At 66.9% G+C, this 20,335-nt stretch carries 20 protein-coding genes; 10 read left to right on the top strand and 10 right to left on the bottom strand.

From position 1 onward, the window contains the following. Positions 1–75: 75 nt before the first annotated feature. From ACT7B3_RS15040 to ACT7B3_RS15030, 3 genes are read left to right on the top strand one after another with little or no spacing between them, the layout of a single operon-like run. Positions 76–570, top strand: a complete 495-nt coding sequence (locus ACT7B3_RS15040) for a DUF411 domain-containing protein (protein WP_444676749.1) — start codon at positions 76–78, stop codon at positions 568–570. Between the two features lie 29 nt (positions 571–599). Continuing rightward, positions 600–1,040, top strand: coding sequence for a VOC family protein (locus ACT7B3_RS15035; protein WP_445158505.1), 441 nt, complete (start codon positions 600–602; stop codon positions 1,038–1,040). An 18-nt stretch (positions 1,041–1,058) separates the two neighbouring features. Continuing rightward, positions 1,059–1,520: an META domain-containing protein gene (locus ACT7B3_RS15030; protein ID WP_445158504.1), complete on the top strand. Its 462-nt coding sequence runs from the start codon at positions 1,059–1,061 to the stop codon at positions 1,518–1,520. 73 nt (positions 1,521–1,593) lie between these two features. Here ACT7B3_RS15030 and ACT7B3_RS15025 read toward each other — a convergent pair whose 3' ends face one another. The 5 genes from ACT7B3_RS15025 to ACT7B3_RS15005 form a co-directional block, all read right to left on the bottom strand. Then, complete coding sequence (locus tag ACT7B3_RS15025) at positions 1,594–2,328, bottom strand: phosphatase PAP2 family protein (protein WP_444676750.1); 735 nt, start codon at positions 2,326–2,328, stop codon at positions 1,594–1,596. A gap of 314 nt (positions 2,329–2,642) precedes the next feature. Next, positions 2,643–5,480, bottom strand: coding sequence for a valine--tRNA ligase (locus tag ACT7B3_RS15020; protein WP_445158503.1), 2,838 nt, complete (start codon positions 5,478–5,480; stop codon positions 2,643–2,645). A gap of 157 nt (positions 5,481–5,637) precedes the next feature. Continuing rightward, the gene (locus tag ACT7B3_RS15015) at positions 5,638–6,078 is read right to left on the bottom strand and encodes a DNA polymerase III subunit chi (RefSeq protein ID WP_086508068.1); all 441 of its coding nucleotides are present in this window, start codon (positions 6,076–6,078) and stop codon (positions 5,638–5,640) included. A gap of 303 nt (positions 6,079–6,381) precedes the next feature. Continuing rightward, on the bottom strand, positions 6,382–7,458 hold the full coding sequence (locus ACT7B3_RS15010; protein WP_444679263.1) for a branched-chain amino acid aminotransferase: 1,077 nt from the start codon (positions 7,456–7,458) through the stop codon (positions 6,382–6,384). 152 nt (positions 7,459–7,610) lie between these two features. After that, positions 7,611–9,131 carry a leucyl aminopeptidase gene (locus ACT7B3_RS15005; protein WP_445158502.1) on the bottom strand — a complete coding sequence of 507 codons (1,521 nt, stop codon included), beginning with the start codon at positions 9,129–9,131 and terminating at the stop codon, positions 7,611–7,613. A 116-nt stretch (positions 9,132–9,247) separates the two neighbouring features. Here ACT7B3_RS15005 and lptF point away from each other — a divergent pair, with 116 nt between their 5' ends. From lptF to bfr, 5 genes are all read left to right on the top strand, one after another. Continuing rightward, the gene (gene lptF / locus ACT7B3_RS15000; RefSeq protein WP_445158501.1) at positions 9,248–10,327 is read left to right on the top strand and encodes an LPS export ABC transporter permease LptF; all 1,080 of its coding nucleotides are present in this window, start codon (positions 9,248–9,250) and stop codon (positions 10,325–10,327) included. After that, entirely contained in the window at positions 10,327–11,391 is a 1,065-nt protein-coding gene (gene lptG, locus ACT7B3_RS14995) for an LPS export ABC transporter permease LptG (RefSeq protein WP_444676752.1), read from the top strand. Before lptF ends, lptG begins: the two co-directional genes overlap by 1 nt. Before the next feature lie 52 nt (positions 11,392–11,443). Next, a complete protein-coding gene (locus tag ACT7B3_RS14990; RefSeq protein WP_444676753.1) occupies positions 11,444–11,914 on the top strand; it encodes an RDD family protein in 471 nt (156 codons plus the stop codon). Between the two features lie 109 nt (positions 11,915–12,023). After that, positions 12,024–12,230 (top strand): (2Fe-2S)-binding protein, encoded by a 207-nt coding sequence (locus ACT7B3_RS14985; RefSeq protein ID WP_444676754.1) that lies wholly within the window; start codon positions 12,024–12,026, stop codon positions 12,228–12,230. Positions 12,231–12,453: 223 nt separating this feature from the next. Further along, positions 12,454–12,936 carry a bacterioferritin gene (gene bfr / locus ACT7B3_RS14980; protein ID WP_444676755.1) on the top strand — a complete coding sequence of 161 codons (483 nt, stop codon included), beginning with the start codon at positions 12,454–12,456 and terminating at the stop codon, positions 12,934–12,936. Positions 12,937–13,192: 256 nt separating this feature from the next. Here bfr and ACT7B3_RS14975 read toward each other — a convergent pair whose 3' ends face one another. The 4 genes from ACT7B3_RS14975 to ACT7B3_RS14960 all read right to left on the bottom strand — a co-directional run bounded on the left by ACT7B3_RS14975 (position 13,193) and on the right by ACT7B3_RS14960 (position 16,483). After that, positions 13,193–13,417 carry a DUF1653 domain-containing protein gene (locus tag ACT7B3_RS14975; RefSeq protein WP_444676756.1) on the bottom strand — a complete coding sequence of 75 codons (225 nt, stop codon included), beginning with the start codon at positions 13,415–13,417 and terminating at the stop codon, positions 13,193–13,195. Positions 13,418–13,433: 16 nt separating this feature from the next. Next, positions 13,434–14,303, bottom strand: a complete 870-nt coding sequence (tcdA, locus tag ACT7B3_RS14970; protein ID WP_445158500.1) for a tRNA cyclic N6-threonylcarbamoyladenosine(37) synthase TcdA — start codon at positions 14,301–14,303, stop codon at positions 13,434–13,436. Between the two features lie 37 nt (positions 14,304–14,340). Next, on the bottom strand, positions 14,341–15,108 hold the full coding sequence (locus tag ACT7B3_RS14965) for a pseudouridine synthase (RefSeq protein WP_445158499.1): 768 nt from the start codon (positions 15,106–15,108) through the stop codon (positions 14,341–14,343). A gap of 76 nt (positions 15,109–15,184) precedes the next feature. Beyond that, entirely contained in the window at positions 15,185–16,483 is a 1,299-nt protein-coding gene (locus ACT7B3_RS14960) for a Glu/Leu/Phe/Val family dehydrogenase (RefSeq protein WP_445158498.1), read from the bottom strand. 150 nt (positions 16,484–16,633) lie between these two features. Here ACT7B3_RS14960 and ACT7B3_RS14955 point away from each other — a divergent pair, with 150 nt between their 5' ends. Beyond that, positions 16,634–17,953, top strand: coding sequence for a ferredoxin reductase family protein (locus tag ACT7B3_RS14955; RefSeq protein WP_445158497.1), 1,320 nt, complete (start codon positions 16,634–16,636; stop codon positions 17,951–17,953). Between the two features lie 184 nt (positions 17,954–18,137). Next, entirely contained in the window at positions 18,138–18,758 is a 621-nt protein-coding gene (locus ACT7B3_RS14950) for a LysE family translocator (protein ID WP_445158496.1), read from the top strand. A gap of 33 nt (positions 18,759–18,791) precedes the next feature. On the opposite strand, the gene ACT7B3_RS14945 is transcribed toward ACT7B3_RS14950, so the two are convergent. Beyond that, the gene (locus tag ACT7B3_RS14945) at positions 18,792–20,210 is read right to left on the bottom strand and encodes a hypothetical protein (RefSeq protein ID WP_445158495.1); all 1,419 of its coding nucleotides are present in this window, start codon (positions 20,208–20,210) and stop codon (positions 18,792–18,794) included. Positions 20,211–20,335: the final 125 nt, after the last annotated feature.

Below are 20,335 nucleotides of genomic sequence, written 5' to 3'. Positions count from 1 at the left end.
CGTGGGTATTGGCAAGCCCTCGGGGGCTTGTCACGATTCCATTATCCGGCGTCAACGCTTCAGGAGCCACCCAGCATGAAAAGCCTACCCATGAATCGCAAGACGAAAAAGGTGACCGTCCTCTCCCTGCTGGGCGGCGGTGCCTTGGCCCTCTATCTCGCCTTTACACCCGGTGCCAGCTCCCAGGCCGGGCTGGTGGTGGAGATGTACCAGGATCCCAACTGCGGCTGCTGCACCGACTGGGCCGATCACCTCAGGGACTCGGGTTTCGAGGTGCGCCAGCACAAGACCCGCGACATGCGAGCGATCAAGCAGGAGCACGGCGTGACGCCGGAGCTCGCCTCTTGCCACACCGCGCTGGTCGACGGCTACGTGATCGAGGGCCATGTGCCGGCCGCCGATATCCATCGCCTGCTGCAGGAGCGCCCCGATGTGGTGGGCCTCACCGTGCCGGGCATGCCGCATGGCTCGCCGGGCATGGAAACGGGGCGCTATGATGACTATTCGGTGCTGACCTGGCAGCACGCGGATCGTACTCCGCAGATTTTCAGCGAGTACACTTTCGACTGATTCCCCCGACGAAACGGAACGAGGTGGCCATGCAATACCTGCACACCATGGTGCGCGTCAGCGACCTGGAGGCGTCCCTTCACTTCTACTGCGACCTGCTGGGCCTGCGTGAAGTGCGGCGCAAGGAGAACGAGAAGGGCCGCTTCACCCTGGTGTTCCTGGCGGCGCCCGAGGATGCGGCGCGCTCGGAGCGGCTCAAGGCTCCCGAGCTCGAGCTGACCTACAACTGGGATCCGGAACACTACGGCGGCGGACGCAACTTCGGCCACCTGGCCTACCGCGTCGACGATATCTATGCGCTGTGCGATCGGCTGCAGGCGGGTGGGGTGGCCATCCTTCGCCCACCGCGTGACGGCCACATGGCCTTCGTGCGCAGCCCCGACGGCATCTCGGTGGAGCTGCTGCAAAAGGGCGACCCGCTAGCGCCCAGGGAGCCCTGGGCCTCCATGGAAAATACCGGCACCTGGTAGAACGAGAAGGAATCCTGAGTGACAACGACCAAGACACGCCTTGGCCGGGCGCTGCTGCTGGTGCTGGCGGCAGCGACCCTGGCCGCCTGCGGCAGCCAGCCTGCCGATACGACCCGCCGCGATGGCCCGGCGGTGGCATCCGACCATCCCGTGGTGGGGCAGCGCTGGAACCTGTTGCTGGTCGGCACCGACGAGCGCCTTGCCATGCCCAGTACGCCGCACTTCATCGTCTCGCCCGATGGACGGGTGACGGGCAGCGACGGCTGCAACACGCTCAATGGCCGGGTGCAGCTCGATGAGGGCAACCGCATCCAGTTCAGCCAGCTGAGTACCACCCGCATGGCCTGCCCGCAGCTCGATGATGCCCGGCGCGTCACCGGGATGATGGAAAATGCCTATCGCTTTCTGATCGACCACGACCGTTTGGTGTTCTTCGGTCCGGATCAGCGCGTGTTGGGAGGCTGGCGCAAGGCCAATTGAGCAAAACCCAGCAGAAAAACCAAAAAAAAGCGCGGATCGTCTCCGCGCTTTTTTGCTGCTTGCATGCCGCGTTTCAGCGCCCCGGCAGGGCGTTGCGCACCTTGATCAAGCCCGACGTGATCAGCCTTGCCAGGCCGGGCCCCACCGGGGTGAGCAAAATCCAGGGTGTGACAATCAAGTTGATGGCCAGGGCGGCAAAGTAGACGTCGCTGAACCAGTGGGCGCCGCTGAGGATGCGCGGTGCGCTGAGCAGTACGGCAAACAGGGTGCTGACCAGCATGACCCGGAAGCCCGCGAAGCGCCACATGAAGGCGGTGAAGAGAATCAGGTTGACGCCGTGGTCGCCGGGGAAACTGCTGCCGGAGCTGTCCTTGGTGGCAAAGTCGACCATCTGGGTCACCAGGTTGGCATTCTCATACACCAGGGTGGGGCTCGGGTGGGTGTAGGGCACTGCCATGCGCACGCCCTGGGCGATAAAGACCGCCGACAGCAGCATGGTTAGACCGATGCCGCCCCAGCGCAGCAGGCGATGCCGGGTGTTGGAATCGCGGCTGATGGCCCAGAGGTAGATTGCCAGCAGCACGAACAGGCTGAAGACATCGAACAGTCGATTGTTGGTGGCAGCCACGAACAGCACCCAGGCTTCGTTCTCTTCGGTCAGCCAGGCGTTGGTGGTGAAGAAGACCGCGTCGTCCAGTTCGGTCCAGAACAACAGCCCCGGGGAGAGCCACGACAGGACCAGAAAGGCTCCAAGAAGGTTGAACAGCAGGATGCGGCCAAGCGCTAAGGTGGAATCGGTCTGAGGCATCGGGACGACACGAGGTGATGAGTGAGTGCCACCATTCTAGGCGAAACGCGCATATCAGAACAGTGTTCCCTAATGCGCATCAAGCCAGTGGCCCGCAGCGGCACATAGCCGCTGCCTGCCTTGCCAAGGGCCACTTAGGTCGCGTTCCCTGGCTTCCGGTCGGCCGCGGTATGCGGCCGACCGGAAGGGGGCTAACCCTGCGGCGGTTGCGGGCCGCTGAAAGTCACCACGCGGCGGTTGCGGGCCGCTGAAAAGTCACCGCGCGGCGGTTGCGGGCCGCTGAAAAGTCACCACGCGGCGGTTGCGGGCCGCTGTCACAGCGCGGCGATCTTGTCGCGCTGTTCGAGCAGTACGGCGCGAGCCGCCTGGTACTCCTTGAGCTTGCCGCGCTCCTTCTCGACCACCGCCTCCGGCGCCTTGGCCACGAAGCTCTCGTTGCCGAGCTTGTTCTCGATGCCGCCGATCAGCTTGTCCTGCTTGTCGATCTCCTTGGCCAGGCGGGCGAGCTCGGCGTCCTTGTCGATCAGGTCGGCCATGGGCACCAGCACCTCCATGTCGCCGACCAGCTGCGTGGCACACAGCGGGGCCTGGCTGGGGTCGTCGAGCCAGGTGGCGCTTTCCAGCTTGGCCAGCTTGGCGAGGAACAGGCGGTTGGCCTCCAGGCGCTCGCGATCGGCTGCCGAGCCCTTGGTCAGCAGCACCTCGAGCGGCTTGCCCGGAGCGATGTTCATCTCGGCGCGAATGTTGCGCACCGCGACGATCACGCCCTTGAGCCACTCGATGTCGCGGGTGGCCTGCTCATCGAGCTTGTCGTCTTCCGGCTGCGGCCAAGGCAGCGCCATGATCGAGTTGCCCTGAATGCCGGCCAGCGGGGCCACGCGCTGCCAGATCTCCTCGGAAATGAACGGCATCATCGGGTGGGCCAGGCGCAGGATCGCCTCCAGCACCCGCACCAGGGTGCGGCGGGTGCCGCGCTTGGCCGCCTCGCTGGCGCCGTCGTCCCACAGCACCGGCTTGGAGAGCTCCAGGTACCAGTCGCAGTACTCGTTCCAGACGAACTCGTAGAGCGCCTGGGAGGCGTGGTCGAAGCGGAACTCCTCCATCGCCCTGGTCACCTGGGCTTCGGTCTGCTGCAGCCGCGAGACGATCCAGCGGTCGGCCAGCGACAGCTCGACCTCGCCGCCGGCTGAACCGCAGTCCTGGTCCTCGGCGTTCATCAGCACGTAGCGCGAGGCGTTCCACAGCTTGTTGCAGAAGTTGCGGTAGCCGTCGAGGCGGCCCATGTCGAACTTGATGTCGCGCCCGGTGGTGGCCTGGGAGAGGAAGGTGAAGCGCAGCGCGTCGGTGCCGTGGGGCTCGATGCCCTCGGGGAACTCGTCGCGGGTGGCCTTGGCGATGGCCTTGGCCTTCTGCGGCTGCATCATGTTGCCGGTGCGCTTCTCCAGCAGCGCGTCCAGGGTAATGCCGTCGATCAGGTCGATGGGGTCGAGCACGTTGCCCTTCGACTTGGACATCTTCTGGCCCTGGCCGTCGCGTACCAGGCCGTGCACGTAGACGGTCTTGAACGGCACCTCGTCCATGAACTTGAGGGTCAGCATGATCATCCGCGCGACCCAGAAGAAGATGATGTCGAAGCCGGTGACCAGCACGCTGGAGGGGTGGAAGGTCGCCAGCTCCGGGGTCTGCTCCGGCCAGCCCAGGGTGCCGAAGGTCCACAGGCCCGAGCTGAACCAGGTGTCGAGAACGTCCTCGTCCTGGGTCAGGGCGACGTCGGCGCCAAGGCCGTGCTTCTTGCGCGCCTCGGCCTCGCTGCGGGCGACATAAACGTTGCCGGCTTCGTCGTACCAGGCGGGAATGCGGTGGCCCCACCACAGCTGGCGCGAGATGCACCAGTCCTGCAGGTCGCGCATCCACGAGAAGTACATGTTCTCGTAGTTCTTGGGCACGAACTGGATGTCGCCGTTCTCCACCGCGGCGATGGCGGGCTTGGCCAGGCTCTCCACGGCGACGAACCACTGGTCCGTGAGCAGCGGCTCGATGACGTCGCCGGAGCGGTCACCAAAGGGCAGGGTATTGTTGACCGTCTCGATCTGCTCGAGCAGCCCGGCGGCCTCCATGTCGGCGACGATCTGCTTGCGCGCCTCGAAGCGGTCGAGGCCGGCGTAGGCCTGGGGCAGGCTCGGGTCGATCTCGGGCAGCGGGCGGCCCTGGATGTCGAAGGCCTCGGCCTGGGGCAGGATCGCTGCGTCCTGGGTGAAGACGTTGATCAGCGGTAGGCCGTGGCGACGACCCACCTCGTAGTCGTTGAAGTCATGAGCCGGGGTGATCTTCACGCAGCCGGAGCCCTTCTCCATGTCGGCGTGCTCGTCGGCGACGATGGGGATGCGCCGGCCGACCAAGGGCAGCTCGACGAACTTGCCGATCAGCGAGGCGTAGCGTGGGTCCTCGGGATTCACCGCCACGCCGGTATCGCCGAGCATCGTCTCGGGGCGGGTGGTGGCGACCACCAGGTAGTCGAGGCCGGCGTCGGTCTTCACGCCGTCGGCCAGCGGATAGCGGAAGTGCCAGAACTGGCCCTGCTGCTCGCGGTTCTCGACCTCGAGGTCGGAGATGGCGGTGTGCAGGGTGGGGTCCCAGTTGACCAGGCGCTTGCCGCGATAGATCAGGTTCTCTTCATAGAGCCGCACGAAGACTTCCTGCACCGCCTTGTAGAAGCCGTCGTCCATGGTGAAGCGTTCGCGCGACCAGTCGACGCTGGCGCCCATGCGGCGCAGCTGGCGGGTGATGTGGCCGCCGGATTCGTGCTTCCACTCCCACACCCTGTCGATGAACGCCTCGCGGCCCAGGTCGTGGCGGCTCTTGCCCTCTTCCGCGGCGACCTTGCGCTCGACCAGCATCTGGGTGGCGATGCCGGCGTGGTCGGTGCCCACCTGCCACAGGGTGTTGTGGCCCTGCATGCGCCGCCAGCGGATCAGCGTGTCCATAATGGTGTCCTGGAACGCGTGGCCCATGTGCAGGCTGCCGGTGACGTTGGGCGGCGGGATCATGATCGAGTAGGGTTCGCCCTCGCCCGAGGGGGCGAAGCGGCCGTCGGCCTCCCAGCGCTCGTACCAGCGGGATTCGATCTGCTCGGGTTGGTAGGTCTTGTCCATGGGGCGTTCCGGGTCCAGAAATGATCGCCGCCGGGTCGTGGGCCGGGCGGCGGGAAGTCGTCGAAAGCGTGCGAAAAATGGGCTCGATTATAGCGCGATGGGGGAGTGGGCGTCAGCCAGGTGTGTTAACACTTCAGAGGGGCGCCGGGGGCAGGACTCACCCCTTGAGCTGATGTGCCTTGACGGGATAACCGCGCTGCTTGTAGGTCTGCCAGCACTCGCGCTTGGCGACGAGCACCTGCTGATGCTGGTTGATGATCTCGGCGACCCGCTCGAAGCGCGAGAACCACTCAGGGATGCCCGGGTCGAGGTTGAGCAGCGCCATGGGCGCTTCGGCGCTGGGCTCGGGCGGCTGTTCCCAGCCGATGGTCACCGCCACGCTCTCGGCCATCTCGCTGCCGAGCAGGGCGTGGGGCAGGTAGGCCTCGGGGCGGAAGGTCCACAGCCGCTCGTCGAGATCACTGGCCATGGCCTCGTCCTCGGCGTGCAGGTGCAGCCGGTAGCCCTTGCCGGCGATGGTCTCGGCCAGTCGACAGGCGAAGTCGAGCCGCGCTTCCAGCGTGGTGTCGGGGAGAATGTAGAAGTCGACCTGGGTCATGGAAGGCTCTCTGACCTCGGTGGCAGAGGGGCTTTGCCGGCGACAGGGTTACGAGGAGGCGCTGTGAACCCATCCCTGGGCGCTACTTTTGCCATCCATGGCAAAAGACCTCCTCTTCACCCTGTCCCCGACGCCCCTCGTCTAGGTAGCAGACTCAAATGTCATTAACGAAGCGTGGATTCCCGTCGCGAGCGATGAGAGGCTGGCCGCCGCCGGAGCGGAGCGACCGGAGTTGACTGTTGCTCAATGAGGATCGTGAGCACCGCCGGCGGCCAGGATCTCGAGCGCAGCAGGGAATCCTTGTCAGATCAGCTTGGTCAACCAACCGTGCTTGTCTTCGGCGCGACCGTACTGCAGATCGAGCAGCTTGCCGCGCAGGCGCTTGGCGATCTCGTTGCCGGCGTCGGGCATCTGCACGGTGCCGTCTTCGGTGACCAGCTGACCCACCGGAGTGATCACCGCCGCGGTGCCGCAGGCGAAGACCTCGGCGATCTCGCCTGAGGCCACACCGTCGCGCCACTCGTCGATGCTGATGGCGCGCTCTTCCGGCGTCAGGCCTTCGTCGCGGCCGAGGGTCAGCACCGAGTCGCGAGTCACGCCCTCGAGAATGGTGTCGGTCAGGCGCGGGGTGACCAGGCGGCCGTCCTTGTAGACGAAGAACAGGTTCATGCCGCCCAGCTCCTCAATCCACTTGTTCTCGGTGGCGTCGAGGAAGGCGACCTGGCTGCAGCCGTACTTCTCGGCTTCCTTCTGGGCAGCCAAAGAGGCCGCGTAGTTGCCGCCGCACTTGGCGAAGCCGGTGCCGCCGGGGGCAGCGCGCTTGTAGTGCGAGGAGAGCCAGATCGACACTGGGGCGATACCGCCCTTGAAGTAGGCGCCGGCCGGGGAGGCGATGACGTAATAGTCGACCTCATGGGCGGGGCGCACGCCGAGGAACTTCTCGCTGGCGATCATGAACGGGCGCAGGTAGAGGCTGGATTCATCGGCCTCGTCGCGGGGTGTCGGCACCCAGGCGTGGTCCTGGGCGAGCAGGGCCTGGAGCGAGCCGACGAAGTCTTCGTCGCTGAGTTCGGGCAGCGCCAGGCGACGGGCGCTGCGGCGGAAGCGCTCGGCGTTCTTCTCCGGGCGGAACGACCAGATCGAGCCGTCGGCGTGGCGGTAGGCCTTGATGCCTTCGAAGATCTCCTGGCCGTAGTGCAGGACGGCGGCCGCCGGGTCGAGGGTCAGCGGGCCGTAGGGGCGGACTTCATGGCCGTGCCAGCCGGCCTCGGCCGTCCAGCGCACGTGGGCCATGTGGTCGCTGAAGTAGCGGCCGAAGCCGGGGTTGGCAAGGATGTCGTCGCGAAGGTTGGCTGCCGTGGGAACGGTCGTGGGCAGCATCTTGAAGGTGGCGTTGGGCACGGCAAAAGGGTCTCCGCTATGCCGGGATTCCGGCGTTTTCTTGGGGTTCTTCGACGCCTCGGGCCGGCGGCCCGAGGCGTGCATGGCGTCAGATGTAACGGTTGGCGCCCGTGTTGGCAACCTTGGCGGCGTCAGGCGTTGCCATCGACCTGGCGCGACTCTTCCTCGCGGTCGAGCAGATACTGGGTCAGCAGCCCCACCGGGCGGCCGCTGGCGCCCTTCTGCTTGCCCGAGGTCCAGGCGGTGCCGGCGATGTCCAGGTGCGCCCAGGGGAACTTGTCGGCGAAGCGCGAGAGGAAGCAGGCCGCGGTGATGGTGCCGGCCGGGCGGCCGCCGATATTGGCCATGTCAGCGAAGTTGGAGTCGAGCTGCTCCTTGTACTCGTCCCACAGCGGCAGGTGCCAGGCGCGATCCCAGGCCGCCTCGCCGGCTTCCAGCAGATCCAGCGCCAGATCGTCGTCATTGGAGAGCAGGCCGGTGGCGTGGTGGCCCAGGGCGATGATCGCCGCGCCGGTGAGGGTGGCGATGTCGACCACGCTGGCAGGCTCGAAGCGCTCGGCGTAGGTCAGGGCGTCGCACAGCACCAGGCGCCCCTCGGCGTCGGTGTTGAGCACTTCCACGGTGAGGCCCTTGAGCGTCTTGATGATGTCGCCGGGCTTGGTGGCGCGACCGTCGGGCATGTTCTCGGCGGCGGCGACGATGAACACCAAATTGAGCTTGGGGCGAATGCCGAGCACAGCTTTGGCGGTGCCGAACACGCTGGCCGCGCCGCACATGTCGAACTTCATCTCGTCCATGCCTTCGCCGGGCTTGAGCGAGATGCCGCCGGTATCGAAGGTGATGCCCTTGCCGACCAGTACGTGGGGGGCCTCGTCGGCGTTCTCGGCGCCCTGGTACTTCATCACGATCAGCCGCGAGGGCTGCTCGCTGCCGCGGCCCACCGAGAGCAGGCTGTGGGCGCCGAGCTCCTCCAGCGCGGCTTCGTCGAGGATCTCGACCTCGAGGGTGCCGCCCGACTCACGGCCGAGCTGCTCGGCCTGGTCGGCCAGGTAGCTCGGTGTGCAGACGTTGCCCGGCAGGTTGCCCAGGGTGCGGGTATAGGCCACGCCCTGGCCCACGGCGTTGCCGATGCGGGCGCCTTCGCGGGTTTCGTCGGCGGCATCGGCCTCGCCAAGCAGCAGGGTGACGCGCTCGAGCCGCGGGCGCGGCGCTTTTTCCGACTTGAACTCGTCGAAGCGGTAGACCGCACGCTGTACTGCCTCGGCGGTCATGCGCGCCTTCCACGCCACGCCGCGCTCGGCCACCGGCACGTCGACAAAGGCCACCGCGGCGTCTTCCACCGCAAGCCCGGCCACGGCGGTGAAGGCGGCGTCCAGGGCCTTGATGAAGGCGCGCTCCTGACACTTGTCGCGCTCGCCCAGGCCCACCAGCAGCAGGCGCTCGGCGCCGAGGCCGGGGGCGAAGGGAATCAGCTGCACACTGCCGAGCTTGGCATCGAAGTCGCCCCGTGCAATCAGCTGGCCGATCAGCCCCTCGCTGGCATTGTCGAGCTTGGCGGCGGCGGGCAGCAGGTCGCCGCCCTTGAAGACCGGGACCACGAGACAGGCCGATTCGGCCTTGGCAGGGTTGGCCGTGTGAACTGGGAATTCCATGGTGACTCCACAAGACAAGCGATGGGGGATTCTGGATAATGCCGGCACGGCTCCGGGCCACTGCCGAATCACCCCAGTGTACTCAAGGCATGGCGCCATTGCATGGAAGACGCCGCATGATCATCTTTCGATATCTGACCCGCGAGATCCTGCTGACCATGGCCGCCGTCGCCGGCGTGCTGCTGCTGGTCATCATGGGCAGCCGGTTCATTCGCTACTTCACCGACGCCGCCGAGGGCGACATCCCGGCCACCATTCTCGGCAACCTGATGCTCTTTCACCTGCCGGGCTTTCTCGAACTGATTCTGCCGCTGGCCTTCTTTCTCGGCATTTTGCTGGCCTACGGGCAGCTCTATCTCAACAGCGAGATCACCGTACTGGTGGCCTGCGGCATCAGCCCCGCCCGGCTGTTCCAGGTGAGCCTGGTGCCGGCCACCCTGGTGGCGCTGCTGGTGGGGCTGTGCAGCCTGTGGCTGACCCCGGCCGGGGCGCTGCACAACGCGGTGATGCTGGAGGACCAGCGCAGCCGGCTCGACTTCACCGCCCTGGCGCCGGGGCGTTTCCAGGACTTCGGCGGCGGTCGCACCGCCTACACCGAGTCGTTCAGCGATGACGGCAGCCGCATGCAGGAGGTGTTCATCAGTGAGCGCCAGCGGCGCCGCGACGGCTCGCCGGAAACCGCCGTGACCCGCGCCGGCAGCGGCTACCAGACCGTCGACCCCGACACCGGCAGCCGCTTCCTGGTGCTGGCCGACGGCGAACGCTACAGCGTCGACCCGGGGCGCTTCGAGGCCGAGCGGCTGGAGTTCGACACCTACGCCGTGCGCCTGTCGCTCGGCGGCGAGCGGCGCGAGCTGGAGTCCACCGAGTACGCCACCACGGCGGAGCTGCTGCGCGACGACTCCGACCGCGCCCGCGCCCAGCTGCAGTGGCGGGTCTCGCTGCCGCTGATGGTGTTCATCCTGACCCTGATGGCGATGCCGCTCTCGCGGGTCAATCCGCGCCAGGGGCGTTTCGCCAAGCTGCTGCCCGCCATCTTCCTGCATATCTGCTACCTCAGCCTGCTGCTGGCGGCGCTGGACGCGATCGGGCGCGGCACGCTGCCGGCGGCGATCGGCATGTGGCCGATCCACCTGGTGTTCCTGGCGCTTGGGCTTGGGCTGTTGATGCACAACCAGCGCAGGGGGATGCGTTGATGGTGGCTGATCGTCTCGACCGCTACATCGCCCGCAACGTGCTGGGGGCGATCATCGTCGTGCAAGTGGTGCTGCTGGGGCTCGATCTGGTGATCTCCTACATCAACGACCTGGATGACGTGGAAGGCAACTACGGCGCCTTCCAGGTGCTGCTCTATCTGCTCATGCGCCTGCCTTGGCGCTTCTATCAGTATGCCCCGGTGGGAGTGCTGATCGGCGCGCTGATCGGCCTGGGCAGCATGGCGTCGAGCAACGAGCTGACGGTGATGCGCGCCGCCGGCCGCTCGCTGGCCCGCATCCTGTGGGGGGTGATGAAGCCGATCATCCTGGTGGTGGCCGTGGTGCTGTTGACTTCGGAGTACGTCAGCCCACGCACCGAGCAGTTCGCCAGCGCCTGGCGCCTGGAACAGCTGCAGGGCGAGGGCGCGGTGCTGACTCAGCGCGGCGGCTGGCAGCGCGAAGGCGACAGCGTCTACCGCTTTGGTGCCATCCGCGCCGACGATACCGTGCTCGACCTGACCCGCTACCGCTTCGAGGGGCGCGAGCTGCGCGAGGCCGTGGTAGCCGAGCGCGCCGTGTGGCGCGACGGCAGCTGGCAGCTGGAAGAGGTGGGCATCACGCGCTTTTTCGACGACCGCACCGAAGCGGAGCACCGTGCCCAGCACCCCTGGGAGACCAGCCTGACCCCGGCCCAGCTCAACCGCTTGCTGCTGCCGATCAACAGTCAGGCGCCCAGCGAGCTGTGGGCCTATGCCCGTTTCCTCCAGGGCCAGGGGCTGCAGGCCACCCAGCCGCTGCTCTACTTCTGGCAGAAGATGCTGATGCCGCTGACCATGGCCTCGCTGGTGCTGGTGGCGGCGTCGTTCGTGTTCGGGCCGCTGCGCACCGTGGCGGCCGGGACGCGGGTCTTCTACGGCGTGATCGTGGGGCTATCGTTCAAGTACCTGCAGGACCTGCTGGCGCCGGCCTCCACCGTGTTCGGCTTCTCGCCGGTGTGGGCGGTACTGTCGCCGATCGTGCTGTGTGCGGCCGTAGGCTTTTACCTGCTGCGCCGCTCGGGATGAGGACGTGCGCCCTGTGCCGCGTCACGCTGCGATGCAATTGAGCGAGGTTTCGATGCAACGACGTTTCACCCAACTCGACGATGTGTGGCCGGCGCCACTCGGAAGGCGGCTCGGCGCGATGCTCTACGACGCCTTCCTGGTTCTCGCAATCTGGATCCTGCTCGGCATCGCCCACGTGGCGTTCCTGCGCTTCATCCTTGGCCTGGCGGCGGAGGAGGTGGGCAGCGGCGTGCTGGAGCGCATCACGCTGCAACTGCTGCTGCTGGCGGGCGCCTTCGCGTTCTTCGCCTATTCGTGGACGCGTGGCGGCATGACGCTGGGCATGCAGGCCTGGCGGCTGCGGGTTCAGACCCGTGACGGCCGCACCATCACGCTGGGGCAGAGCCTGGTGCGCTATCTCGTGGCCTGGCTTTCACTGGCGGCCTTCGGTCTGGGCTACCTGTGGGTGTTGCTCGACGCCGAGCGGCGCAGCTGGCCCGATATCGTCTCGGGAACGCAGGTGGTGGTGGTGCCCAAGCGCTGACTTCGGCGAGGCGAACCCTGACGCTGGTCAAAAAATAAGCGCTTTTCTCTTGCGATAGGCTATGCGAATCATTTACATTAAACCTCGTAAGCACAGCGAGGTGATGCCGATGTACGTATGTCTCTGCAAGGGCGTGTCAGACCGCAAGATCCGCGAGAGCGTGGCGGATGGCGCTCGCAGCTGGCGTGACGTCCAGCGCGATACTGGCTGCGGTACCCAATGCGGAAAATGCGCGTGCGTCGGTAAGACCATCGCCCGCGAGGCGATCAAGAGCGAGCTGATGGCTTCCACCGACGACCTTGCTTACGCCGTCTAGCATCACGGCCGCTCGGCTCCGGCAGGTGCGCTGCCGCTGCGATGCCAATCACTCCCGTTCTTTTTTCGAAGAATCCAACCGATTGTCCCGGTTGGATTTTTTGCATTCTTGCGTTAATACTGTCTAACATGTCTAGTTGGACGTGACGTGGTGTGTTGGGAACTCCGAAGGCCAGACACACAAACAGGCAAGACACCCAGACAGCCAAGAATGGGAGACAGCAATGAAAGGCGACGCCAAGGTCATCGAATACCTCAACAAATCCCTCGGCAACGAGCTGGTGGCGATCAATCAGTACTTTCTGCATGCCAAGATGTACAAGGACTGGGGTCTGAAGGCGCTGGCCAAGTGGGAGTACGACGAGTCCATCGACGAGATGAAGCATGCCGACAAGCTGATCGAGCGCATCCTGTTCCTCGAGGGCGTGCCCAACCTGCAGGACCTCGGCAAGCTGCATATCGGCGAGAACGTGCGCGAGATGCTCGAGAGCGATCTCAAGATCGAGCACGATGGCCGCAACGACTATATCGAAGCCATCTCCTACTGTGAGCAGGTCAAGGACTACGTCACCCGTGACCTGTTCCGCGAGATTCTGGCCGACGAGGAAGACCACATCGACCACATCGAGACCGAGCTCGGCCTGATCGACAAGGTCGGCATCGAGAACTACATGCTCAAGCAGATGCAGGAAGCCGGCGACGAGTAACGTAGCCGGCGCTCGTACTGCCAAGACCCACGGCACCGGCTCTCGTCGGTGCCGTTTTCATTTGCGTTGTCTACGACAGTTACGCCGGCCTCGGTATTGGTGCGCATGGACTGCGGCATCGAGTCGCCGGCCGACCTGGCCGGCAGGTCGCTCACCGCCCCGGCCTTCGACACCCGCTATCGGGCTTGGGGGGGTGCCATTCCGGAGAAGCAGATTACGGGGGTGGTCGCATCACGGCTAGCGTCAAGGGGAGAAGCTAAAACGCTTTTTCCAGCTCGAAGCGCGGCACCGGCTCGCCGCGCACTTCGACGGTCTCGGTGAACATGGCGAGCGGGCGCACCCACAGGCCGTAATCGCCGTACAGCGCGCGGTAGACCACCAGCGGCTCTTCGGTCTCGCTGTGGTGGGCCACGCCGAGCACCTCGTAGCGGTTGCCCTTGTAATGGCTGTAGATGCCGGGAACGGGAAGAGAGTGAGACATCACGCACGACTCCAGGTCAGGGGGCGAAGTTGTCAGGGGCGACATTGCCAGGTGCGTCGACGCTCTCAGCTTGGCGTGCCAGGCGCGCCAGCACCCGGGAGGCAGCGACGAAGCCGAAGCTGCCAGTGACGAAGGTGGCGGCGCCGAAGCCGGAGGCGCAATCGAGCCGGGTCGATTCGCCGCCGGCCGGCTTCTGCAGGCAGACTTCCCCGTCCGCGCTTGGATAGACCAGCTGTTCATCGGAATAGACGCACTCCACGGCGAAGCGCCGCTTGGGGTTGCGCGAGAAGCCGTAATCCCGGCGCAGCCGGGCGCGCACCTTGGCCAGCAGCGGGTCGTGCTCGGTACGGGTGAGGTCGGCCACCATGATGCGCGTGGGATCGGTCTGGCCGCCGGCGGCGCCAGCCACCACGATAGGCAGCTTGCGCCGTCGGCACCAGGCGATCAGCGCTGCCTTGGCCGCCACGCTGTCGATGGCGTCGACCACGTAGTCGGCGTCGTCGGGGATGCGCTCGGCCAGGTTGGTCGGGGTGACGAAGGCGGCGTCGGCCACCACCTCGATGCCGGGCTGGATGGCTCGGCAGCGCTCGGCCAGCACTGCCACCTTGGGGCGGCCAATCTGGCCGTCCAGCGCGTGCAGCTGGCGGTTGACGTTGGAGACACACACATCGTCGAGGTCGATCAGCGTGAGCCGGCCGATGCCGGAGCGGGCCAGCGCCTCCACGGTCCAACTGCCGACGCCGCCCACGCCCACCACCACCACATGGGCGGTGCGGAAGCGCTCGAACGCGCGGTTGCCGTAAAGGCGGCGAATGCCGCCGAAGCGCAGCGCATGGTCGTCCTGCGCGGCGGGCGAAACGGGGGGGAGGGCAGACGGGGCGGTCATGGGGGTGCGGGGCGTCTCCGGGTTGAAACGGGTGAACTCAGGCCGGGCAAGGCGCAGGGGTTGCCGGCCAGCTGGCGCGGTCGACCGGCAGGTGGCCGGCCCAGCCGAAGCGCTCGAACAGCGCCGTCATGGGCGCGTCCAGGCGGCAGCTCAGGCTCAGCCACGCGCCGTTTTCCGGGTGGGCGAAGCCCAGTTCGACGGCGGCCAGCAGCAGCCGCGGGCAGGCCAGGCGTTCAGCGAAGAAGCGGTTGTGGTTGCCCTTGCCGTGCTTGGCATCGCCGATGATCGGATAGCCGCGCCGCGAGAGGTGGCGGCGAATCTGATGGCGCCGTCCGGTCTGCGGGCGCACCTCCATCAGTGAATAGCGGCTCATGGGGTAGCGGTCCACCTGCACCGGCAGCTCTACGCTGTCGAGCCGGCGCACCTCGGTCACGGCCTCCAGCGCCGGCATCTCCGCCTTGGGCCGGCGGCCGTCCTCCTCGCGCAGGGCGTAGTCGAGCCGCTCCTGGGCGGGCCCAACGCCGCGCACCACGGCAAGGTAGCGCTTGGCCACGTGGCGCTCGGTGAAAGCCTCGCCCAGCCGCGCCGCAGTGGCGGGCTCGAGGGCAAAGACCATCACGCCGGAGGTAGGGCGGTCCAGCCGGTGAACTGGATAGACGCGTTGGCCCAGCTGGTCGCGCAGGCGCTGCAGCAGGAATTCGCGCTCGCCGCCGGCCAGCGGCGAGCGATGCACCAGCAGGCCCGCCGGCTTGTGCACGGCAACCAGCCAGTCGTCCTGGTAAAGCAGCGGCAGCGCTTGTGCCATCGGGCCCGTCTCCTGTCGGCGAGGGGCGCCATTGTCGCCGCCCGGCCCGGGATTGTCACCCCGCGCCGGGTGGCGCTCATTCGCTGTCCTGGCACTGGCCGCGTAGCTGAATGGCATGGGCGATGCGCTCGATGCCCTGGCGATAGGCGGCCTTGCGATAGGAGATGCCGTCACGCTCGGCGCGCTCGAACACCTTGTCGCTCTGCGCCTTCAGGCGCTTGGCCAGCCGCTTGTTGATATCCTCTTCGGCCCAGCGCTCGCCGCTACGGTTCTGGACCCACTCGTAATAGCTGACGATCACCCCGCCGGTGTTGGCCAGTACGTCGGGCAGCACCGGTACGCCGCGCTCTTCCAGGCGCACATCGGCCTGACCGGTGACCGGGCCGTTGGCGATCTCCAGCACGGCGCCGCAGCGCAGCTGGTCGACGTTCTCCTCATGTACTTGGTTCTCCAGCGCAGCCAGGGCGAGCACGTCGACCTTGAGGGTGAGCAGCTCGTCGCGCTCCAATTTTTCCACGTTCTCGGCGATGCACACGGAATCGTCGCAGTAGACCATGTCATGCAGCCGCTTATTGCGCTCTTTCTGCTCCATGATGGCGTCGGGGTCGAGGCCTTCGCGGCTGTAGATCGTGCCCTTGGAGTCGGACACCGCGACGATCCGATAGCCCCGCTCATGGGCCAGGCGGGCGAAGTGGTAGGCGGCGTTGCCGAAGCCCTGGATGGCCACCGTGGTCTGTTCGGGCTTGCGCTGTTCACGCTCGGCCCACAGGTCGAGCACGTGCAGGGCGCCGCGTCCGGTGGCGGCTACCCGGCCCTTCGAGCCGCCCAGCGCCGGCGGCTTGCCGGTGATGGCGGCCGGCACCTTGCCGCGCGCAAGGTGATCGAACTCGTCGGCCATCCAGCCCATCACGGTGGCGTTGGTATTGACGTCCGGTGCGGGAATGTCGCGCTCAGGGCCTACCACATCGGCGATGGCGCGAATGTAGCTGCGTGCCAGCCGCTCCAGCTCCAGCTTAGACAGCTGCTTGGGGTCCACCTTCACGCCCCCCTTGCCGCCGCCGTAGGGTAGGTCGACCACGGCGCACTTCACCGCCATCCAGAAGCTCAGCGTGGTCACTTCGGCCTGGCTTACGTCGGGATGAAAGCGAATGCCGCCCTTGGCCGGTCCCAGGGTGGTGTCGTACTGCACCCGCCAGCCGGGAAAGACCTTGAGGCTGCCGTCATCCATGCGCACCGGCACGCTGACCTGCAGCGACAGGTTGGGCTGCATCAGGCGTTCCCTGGCGTCACCAGGCACGTCGATGGCGGCGAAGACGTCCTCCAAGTGCGAGCGCGCATCCTCGAACAGGTTGGCATGTTCCATCTGCCCTGACATGGCTTCCTCCTCCAGCGGGGTGAACGAGCCTCCTGCTTCAGCGTAGCAGCAACGCCGCGGGGCGGACCAAAAGCCGGAATAACATAATGTTTCAGCTGGTTGCGTGTTGACGCACTATCTTGAGCAGACACGCGTACAAGGAGGGTCCGCATGCATCGACTGGCTCGAAGCGCGCTGCTCTGGAGCGGTGCCTATCTGCTGCTGGCACTGCTGCCCATTGCCGTGGTGCTGCTCACGCGCCCACCCGCCGGGCGTGAGCTGGGTGCCGAACTCGGTGCGCTGCTGGGGCTGCTGGCCCTTGGCGTACTGGCCAGCCAGGCGGTGATCTCGGGGCGCCATCGCTGGTTTGCCGCGACCCTCGGCTACGACAACCTTCTGCAGTTTCATCGCCAGACCGGCATCTTCGCCCTGCTACTGGTGCTGGCGCATCCCATCGTCATGCTCTCGACGCGTCCCGGCTGGCTCGAGTATCTCGACCCGCGAGAGGACACCCTGCGTGCGGTGACGCTGATCCTGCTGGTCGCGGCCACGCTGGTACTGGTGGCCAGCTCGCTGTGGCGCACTCGCTTCGGGCTCTCCTATGAAGCGTGGCGCGCGCTGCACGGCGCGCTGACGCTGTTCATCGTGGCCGGCGGGCTGGGGCATGCCGTCATGGTGCAGCACTACACCGAGGGGGCGGTCGCCACGCTGCTGCTCGGGGCGGTAGTGGGGCTTTCGCTGCTGCTCGTCGTCGAATCGCGTCTGTTGCGGCCCTGGCGCCTGCGCAGGCGCCCCTGGCGAATCGTGGCCAACGAGCCCGAACGCGGCGACGCCGCCACCCTGACCCTGCAGGCCGAAGGCGACCACCGGCTAAACTTCGCCCCCGGCCAGTTCATCTGGATCACTCTGGGCGACACGCCCTTCTCGCTGCAGCAACACCCGTTCTCGGTGGCCTCCTCGGCCAGTGACGGCAAGCGCTTCGCCTTCACCGCCAAGCGCCTAGGCGATTTCACCAACTCCCTGCCCGAGGTGGCGCCGGGTACGTGCGCCTTCGTCGAAGGCCCCTACGGCACCTTCGTGCCCGACCCGGAGAATGCTTCCGGCGCAGTGCTGATCGCCGGCGGCATCGGCGTTACCCCGATCATGAGCATCCTGCGCTCGCTGCGCGACCAGGGCGATACGCGCCCACTGTGGCTGCTGTATGCCAACAAGACCTGGGAGGACGCCACCTTCCGCGACGAGCTGGCTGAGCTGGAGGAGTGCCTCGACCTCGACGTCATCCATGTGATCAGCGATCCCGAGCCCGAGTGGAAAGGCGAGAGCGGCAAGATCGACGAGGCGCTGGTGAAACGGCGGCTGCCACGCGACGACGGGCGCCGGCAGTACTTCATCTGCGGCCCGGAGCCGCTGATGAATGCCGCCGAAAAGGCCCTGATTGCCCAGGGTGTGGCCCCCACCCACATCTTTTCCGACCGCTTCGATATCGTCTAGGAGGTGCCATGCTGCATGTGATTGCCAAGTGGGCGGGGACCCTGGCCAGCGTGATCCTGCTGCTGATCGTCCTGACGCTGGCGCTGTGGTTGGCGGCATGATGCCGCACGGCGCCGGCTCGGGCTGGCCATGACCCGCTGGCGTCGGGCATGATCAAACCCCGGCTCCCCGCGGTGAGATCCCCATGACCCCCGAAAGCGCGCTGCTCTACTTCCTGGCCATCTTCGTCTTTGCCGTGACCCCGGGCCCCGGCATCTTCGCCATCCTGGCCCGCGGCATGGCCTCGGGGGCGCGTGCCTGCTGGCCCCTGGCGCTAGGCATGACGCTCAGCGACCTGTTCTACCTGCTGCTGGCCTTCCACGGCCTGGCGGTGCTGGCCGAGCATTACAGCGAGGCGTTCACGCTGATCCGCTATGCCGGTGCCGCTTACCTCTTCTACCTGGCCTGGAAGCTGTGGCGCTCGCCGGTCGGCGCCGCCGCCGCGCTGGCCGTGGTGCCCCGTCGCAGCGACATCGTGAAGGGGTTCCTGCAGGGCTTCCTCATCTCCGCCTCCAACCCCAAAGTCATCCTGTTCTACATCGCCTTCCTGCCGACCTTCGTCGACCTGACCGCCCTGGCCGCGGGGGACATGCCGCTGACCGTCGCCCTGACCTTCGCCGGGCTGATGCTCGGCCTGATGCTGGTGGCCGCGGGAGCCGGCGGTGCCCGCCGCTTCCTGCAGACCGAGCGCGCCATGCGGGGCGCCAACCGCTCCGCCGGGGCGCTGATGGCGGCTGCCGGGGCTTTTCTCGTCGCCAAGGGGTGAGGCGGGTCGGTTGGCCGACGGAGTTGACCCACGCTACTCCGCGCTGAGCAGCAGCGTATAGTGCCCGCTTTCGCTGTTGCCGTAGGCGCGGGCCGTGGTGCGGTAGGTGCCTGCCGCCAGGTGGGCGCTGATACGGGCGTTGAGCTCGCCGCCGCCGTCGTCGTCGCTGAGCGCTAGGCCTTCGCCTTCCAACTCCAGGAAGGCGTCGAAATCCTTCGAATGCAGGTCCAGGCGATAGTGGCCGGGTTCCTCGATCACTACCTCGTAGACGCTGCGGGAGCCCGGTTCGAGCCAGGCCTGAACGGCGCTGCCGATGCCGAGCCGGCCATTGCCGGGCTGGGCCTCCAGGGGGATCGCCGCGGCGCGCAGCTCGAACAGGCCGCTGCCGCTGCCGCTATGGCTGCGCGCCGCCACCTCGTAGCGCCCCGCCGGCAGCGGCTGCAGCAGCCGGGCGTTCAGCCCTTCGCCGCCGTCGTCATCGCTGACGAAGAGGTCGTCGCCGCGCAGCTCCAGGAAGGCATCGAAGTCGGCGGAGAGCAGGTCGAGGGTGACCGCGGCGGGCGTCTCCAGCGCCAGGCGATACACTAGCGGCGAGCCGCTGAACCACCCGTGCAGGGGTTCGTCGATCCGCAGCTCGCCGCTGTTGCGCAGGGCTTCGCCAGAGGCGGTTTCGTGCGGGCCTAGCCGCAGGGTGTAGAGGCCGCTGGCCTGGCCATAGGCCGCGCGCGCGGTGAGGTGATACTCGCCGGCTTCGAGGAAGTCGGCGATGCGTGCATCAAGCTGGCCGACGCTGTCGTCATCCTCGCGGCGGTAGCCGTTGGGGCCTTCCAGCACCAGGTAGGCATCCAGGTCGCTCGAACGCATCTCGAACTGGTACAGGCCGCTCTCCTCGATGGTCACCGTATAGGTGTCGCCGCCCTCCTGCAGCCAGCCGTCGGCCTGGGACGGCATGGCCAGGGTGTCGCTTGTGGTGAGCGTCATCTGCCGGCTGGCCAGGGTGTAGGGGCCGTAGCTGTGCACATCCTGCCCGCTGATCACCACCAGGTAGTCGCCGCTCTCGTCGATGCGCCGGCGCAGTGAGGTGGCGGCCGGAGCGACATGGCTGTCCTGCGCCGGGCCGGCGACCAGCAGCTGTTGGTGGGCATCGTAGAGCGCCAGGGCGCCCTGCAGCGGGCCGTCGAGCTCGAGTTCGAGCAGTGTGCCCCGCTCCAGCGGCAGCAGGTAGCGTTCGAAGCGGCTGCCGTCCTTGCCGTTGAGTTCGCTGGCGGTGGTGATCTCGCCGCGCTGGCGCTCGCCGAGCACCAGCCGCGGCGGGGAGGCAACCTCGGCCTGGGCCTCGTCGACGACCGGCAGGGCGGCGGGCGAGGCGGCGGGCAGCTGCCAGCCAACGACGAAGCCGACGGCGGCGCCACCCAGGGCGGCGAGGGGGACGGAATAGGCGCGAGTGGCCATGGGCGCTTCCTTGGTGAAGGGCAGGGGGCGAGGCGGACCCGCCGGCAGAAGGTGACATCGTGTAACCATTATATGGCGCGCCGCCGCCGAGCGGTATGCGCCCGGCCGGCGCTTGCACTCTGTGC

This window comes from Halomonas sp. E14 (genome assembly GCF_052568415.1).
This window is presented reverse-complemented; position numbering and strand designations above follow the sequence as displayed.

Coding starts and splice junctions, on each gene's coding strand:
- lptF (WP_445158501.1), top strand. CDS start 9,248: ATGATCATCTTTCGATATCTGACCCGCGAGATCCTGCTGACCATGGCC.
- ACT7B3_RS15040 (WP_444676749.1), top strand. CDS start 76: ATGAAAAGCCTACCCATGAATCGCAAGACGAAAAAGGTGACCGTCCTC.
- ACT7B3_RS15020 (WP_445158503.1), bottom strand. CDS start 5,480: ATGGACAAGACCTACCAACCCGAGCAGATCGAATCCCGCTGGTACGAG.
- ACT7B3_RS15015 (WP_086508068.1), bottom strand. CDS start 6,078: ATGACCCAGGTCGACTTCTACATTCTCCCCGACACCACGCTGGAAGCG.
- tcdA (WP_445158500.1), bottom strand. CDS start 14,303: ATGACCGCCCCGTCTGCCCTCCCCCCCGTTTCGCCCGCCGCGCAGGAC.
- lptG (WP_444676752.1), top strand. CDS start 10,327: ATGGTGGCTGATCGTCTCGACCGCTACATCGCCCGCAACGTGCTGGGG.
- bfr (WP_444676755.1), top strand. CDS start 12,454: ATGAAAGGCGACGCCAAGGTCATCGAATACCTCAACAAATCCCTCGGC.
- ACT7B3_RS14965 (WP_445158499.1), bottom strand. CDS start 15,108: ATGGCACAAGCGCTGCCGCTGCTTTACCAGGACGACTGGCTGGTTGCC.
- ACT7B3_RS14955 (WP_445158497.1), top strand. CDS start 16,634: ATGCATCGACTGGCTCGAAGCGCGCTGCTCTGGAGCGGTGCCTATCTG.
- ACT7B3_RS14975 (WP_444676756.1), bottom strand. CDS start 13,417: ATGTCTCACTCTCTTCCCGTTCCCGGCATCTACAGCCATTACAAGGGC.
- ACT7B3_RS14990 (WP_444676753.1), top strand. CDS start 11,444: ATGCAACGACGTTTCACCCAACTCGACGATGTGTGGCCGGCGCCACTC.
- ACT7B3_RS14950 (WP_445158496.1), top strand. CDS start 18,138: ATGACCCCCGAAAGCGCGCTGCTCTACTTCCTGGCCATCTTCGTCTTT.
- ACT7B3_RS14945 (WP_445158495.1), bottom strand. CDS start 20,210: ATGGCCACTCGCGCCTATTCCGTCCCCCTCGCCGCCCTGGGTGGCGCC.
- ACT7B3_RS15010 (WP_444679263.1), bottom strand. CDS start 7,458: ATGCTGCCCACGACCGTTCCCACGGCAGCCAACCTTCGCGACGACATC.
- ACT7B3_RS14960 (WP_445158498.1), bottom strand. CDS start 16,483: ATGTCAGGGCAGATGGAACATGCCAACCTGTTCGAGGATGCGCGCTCG.
- ACT7B3_RS14985 (WP_444676754.1), top strand. CDS start 12,024: ATGTACGTATGTCTCTGCAAGGGCGTGTCAGACCGCAAGATCCGCGAG.
- ACT7B3_RS15035 (WP_445158505.1), top strand. CDS start 600: ATGCAATACCTGCACACCATGGTGCGCGTCAGCGACCTGGAGGCGTCC.
- ACT7B3_RS15025 (WP_444676750.1), bottom strand. CDS start 2,328: ATGCCTCAGACCGATTCCACCTTAGCGCTTGGCCGCATCCTGCTGTTC.
- ACT7B3_RS15005 (WP_445158502.1), bottom strand. CDS start 9,131: ATGGAATTCCCAGTTCACACGGCCAACCCTGCCAAGGCCGAATCGGCC.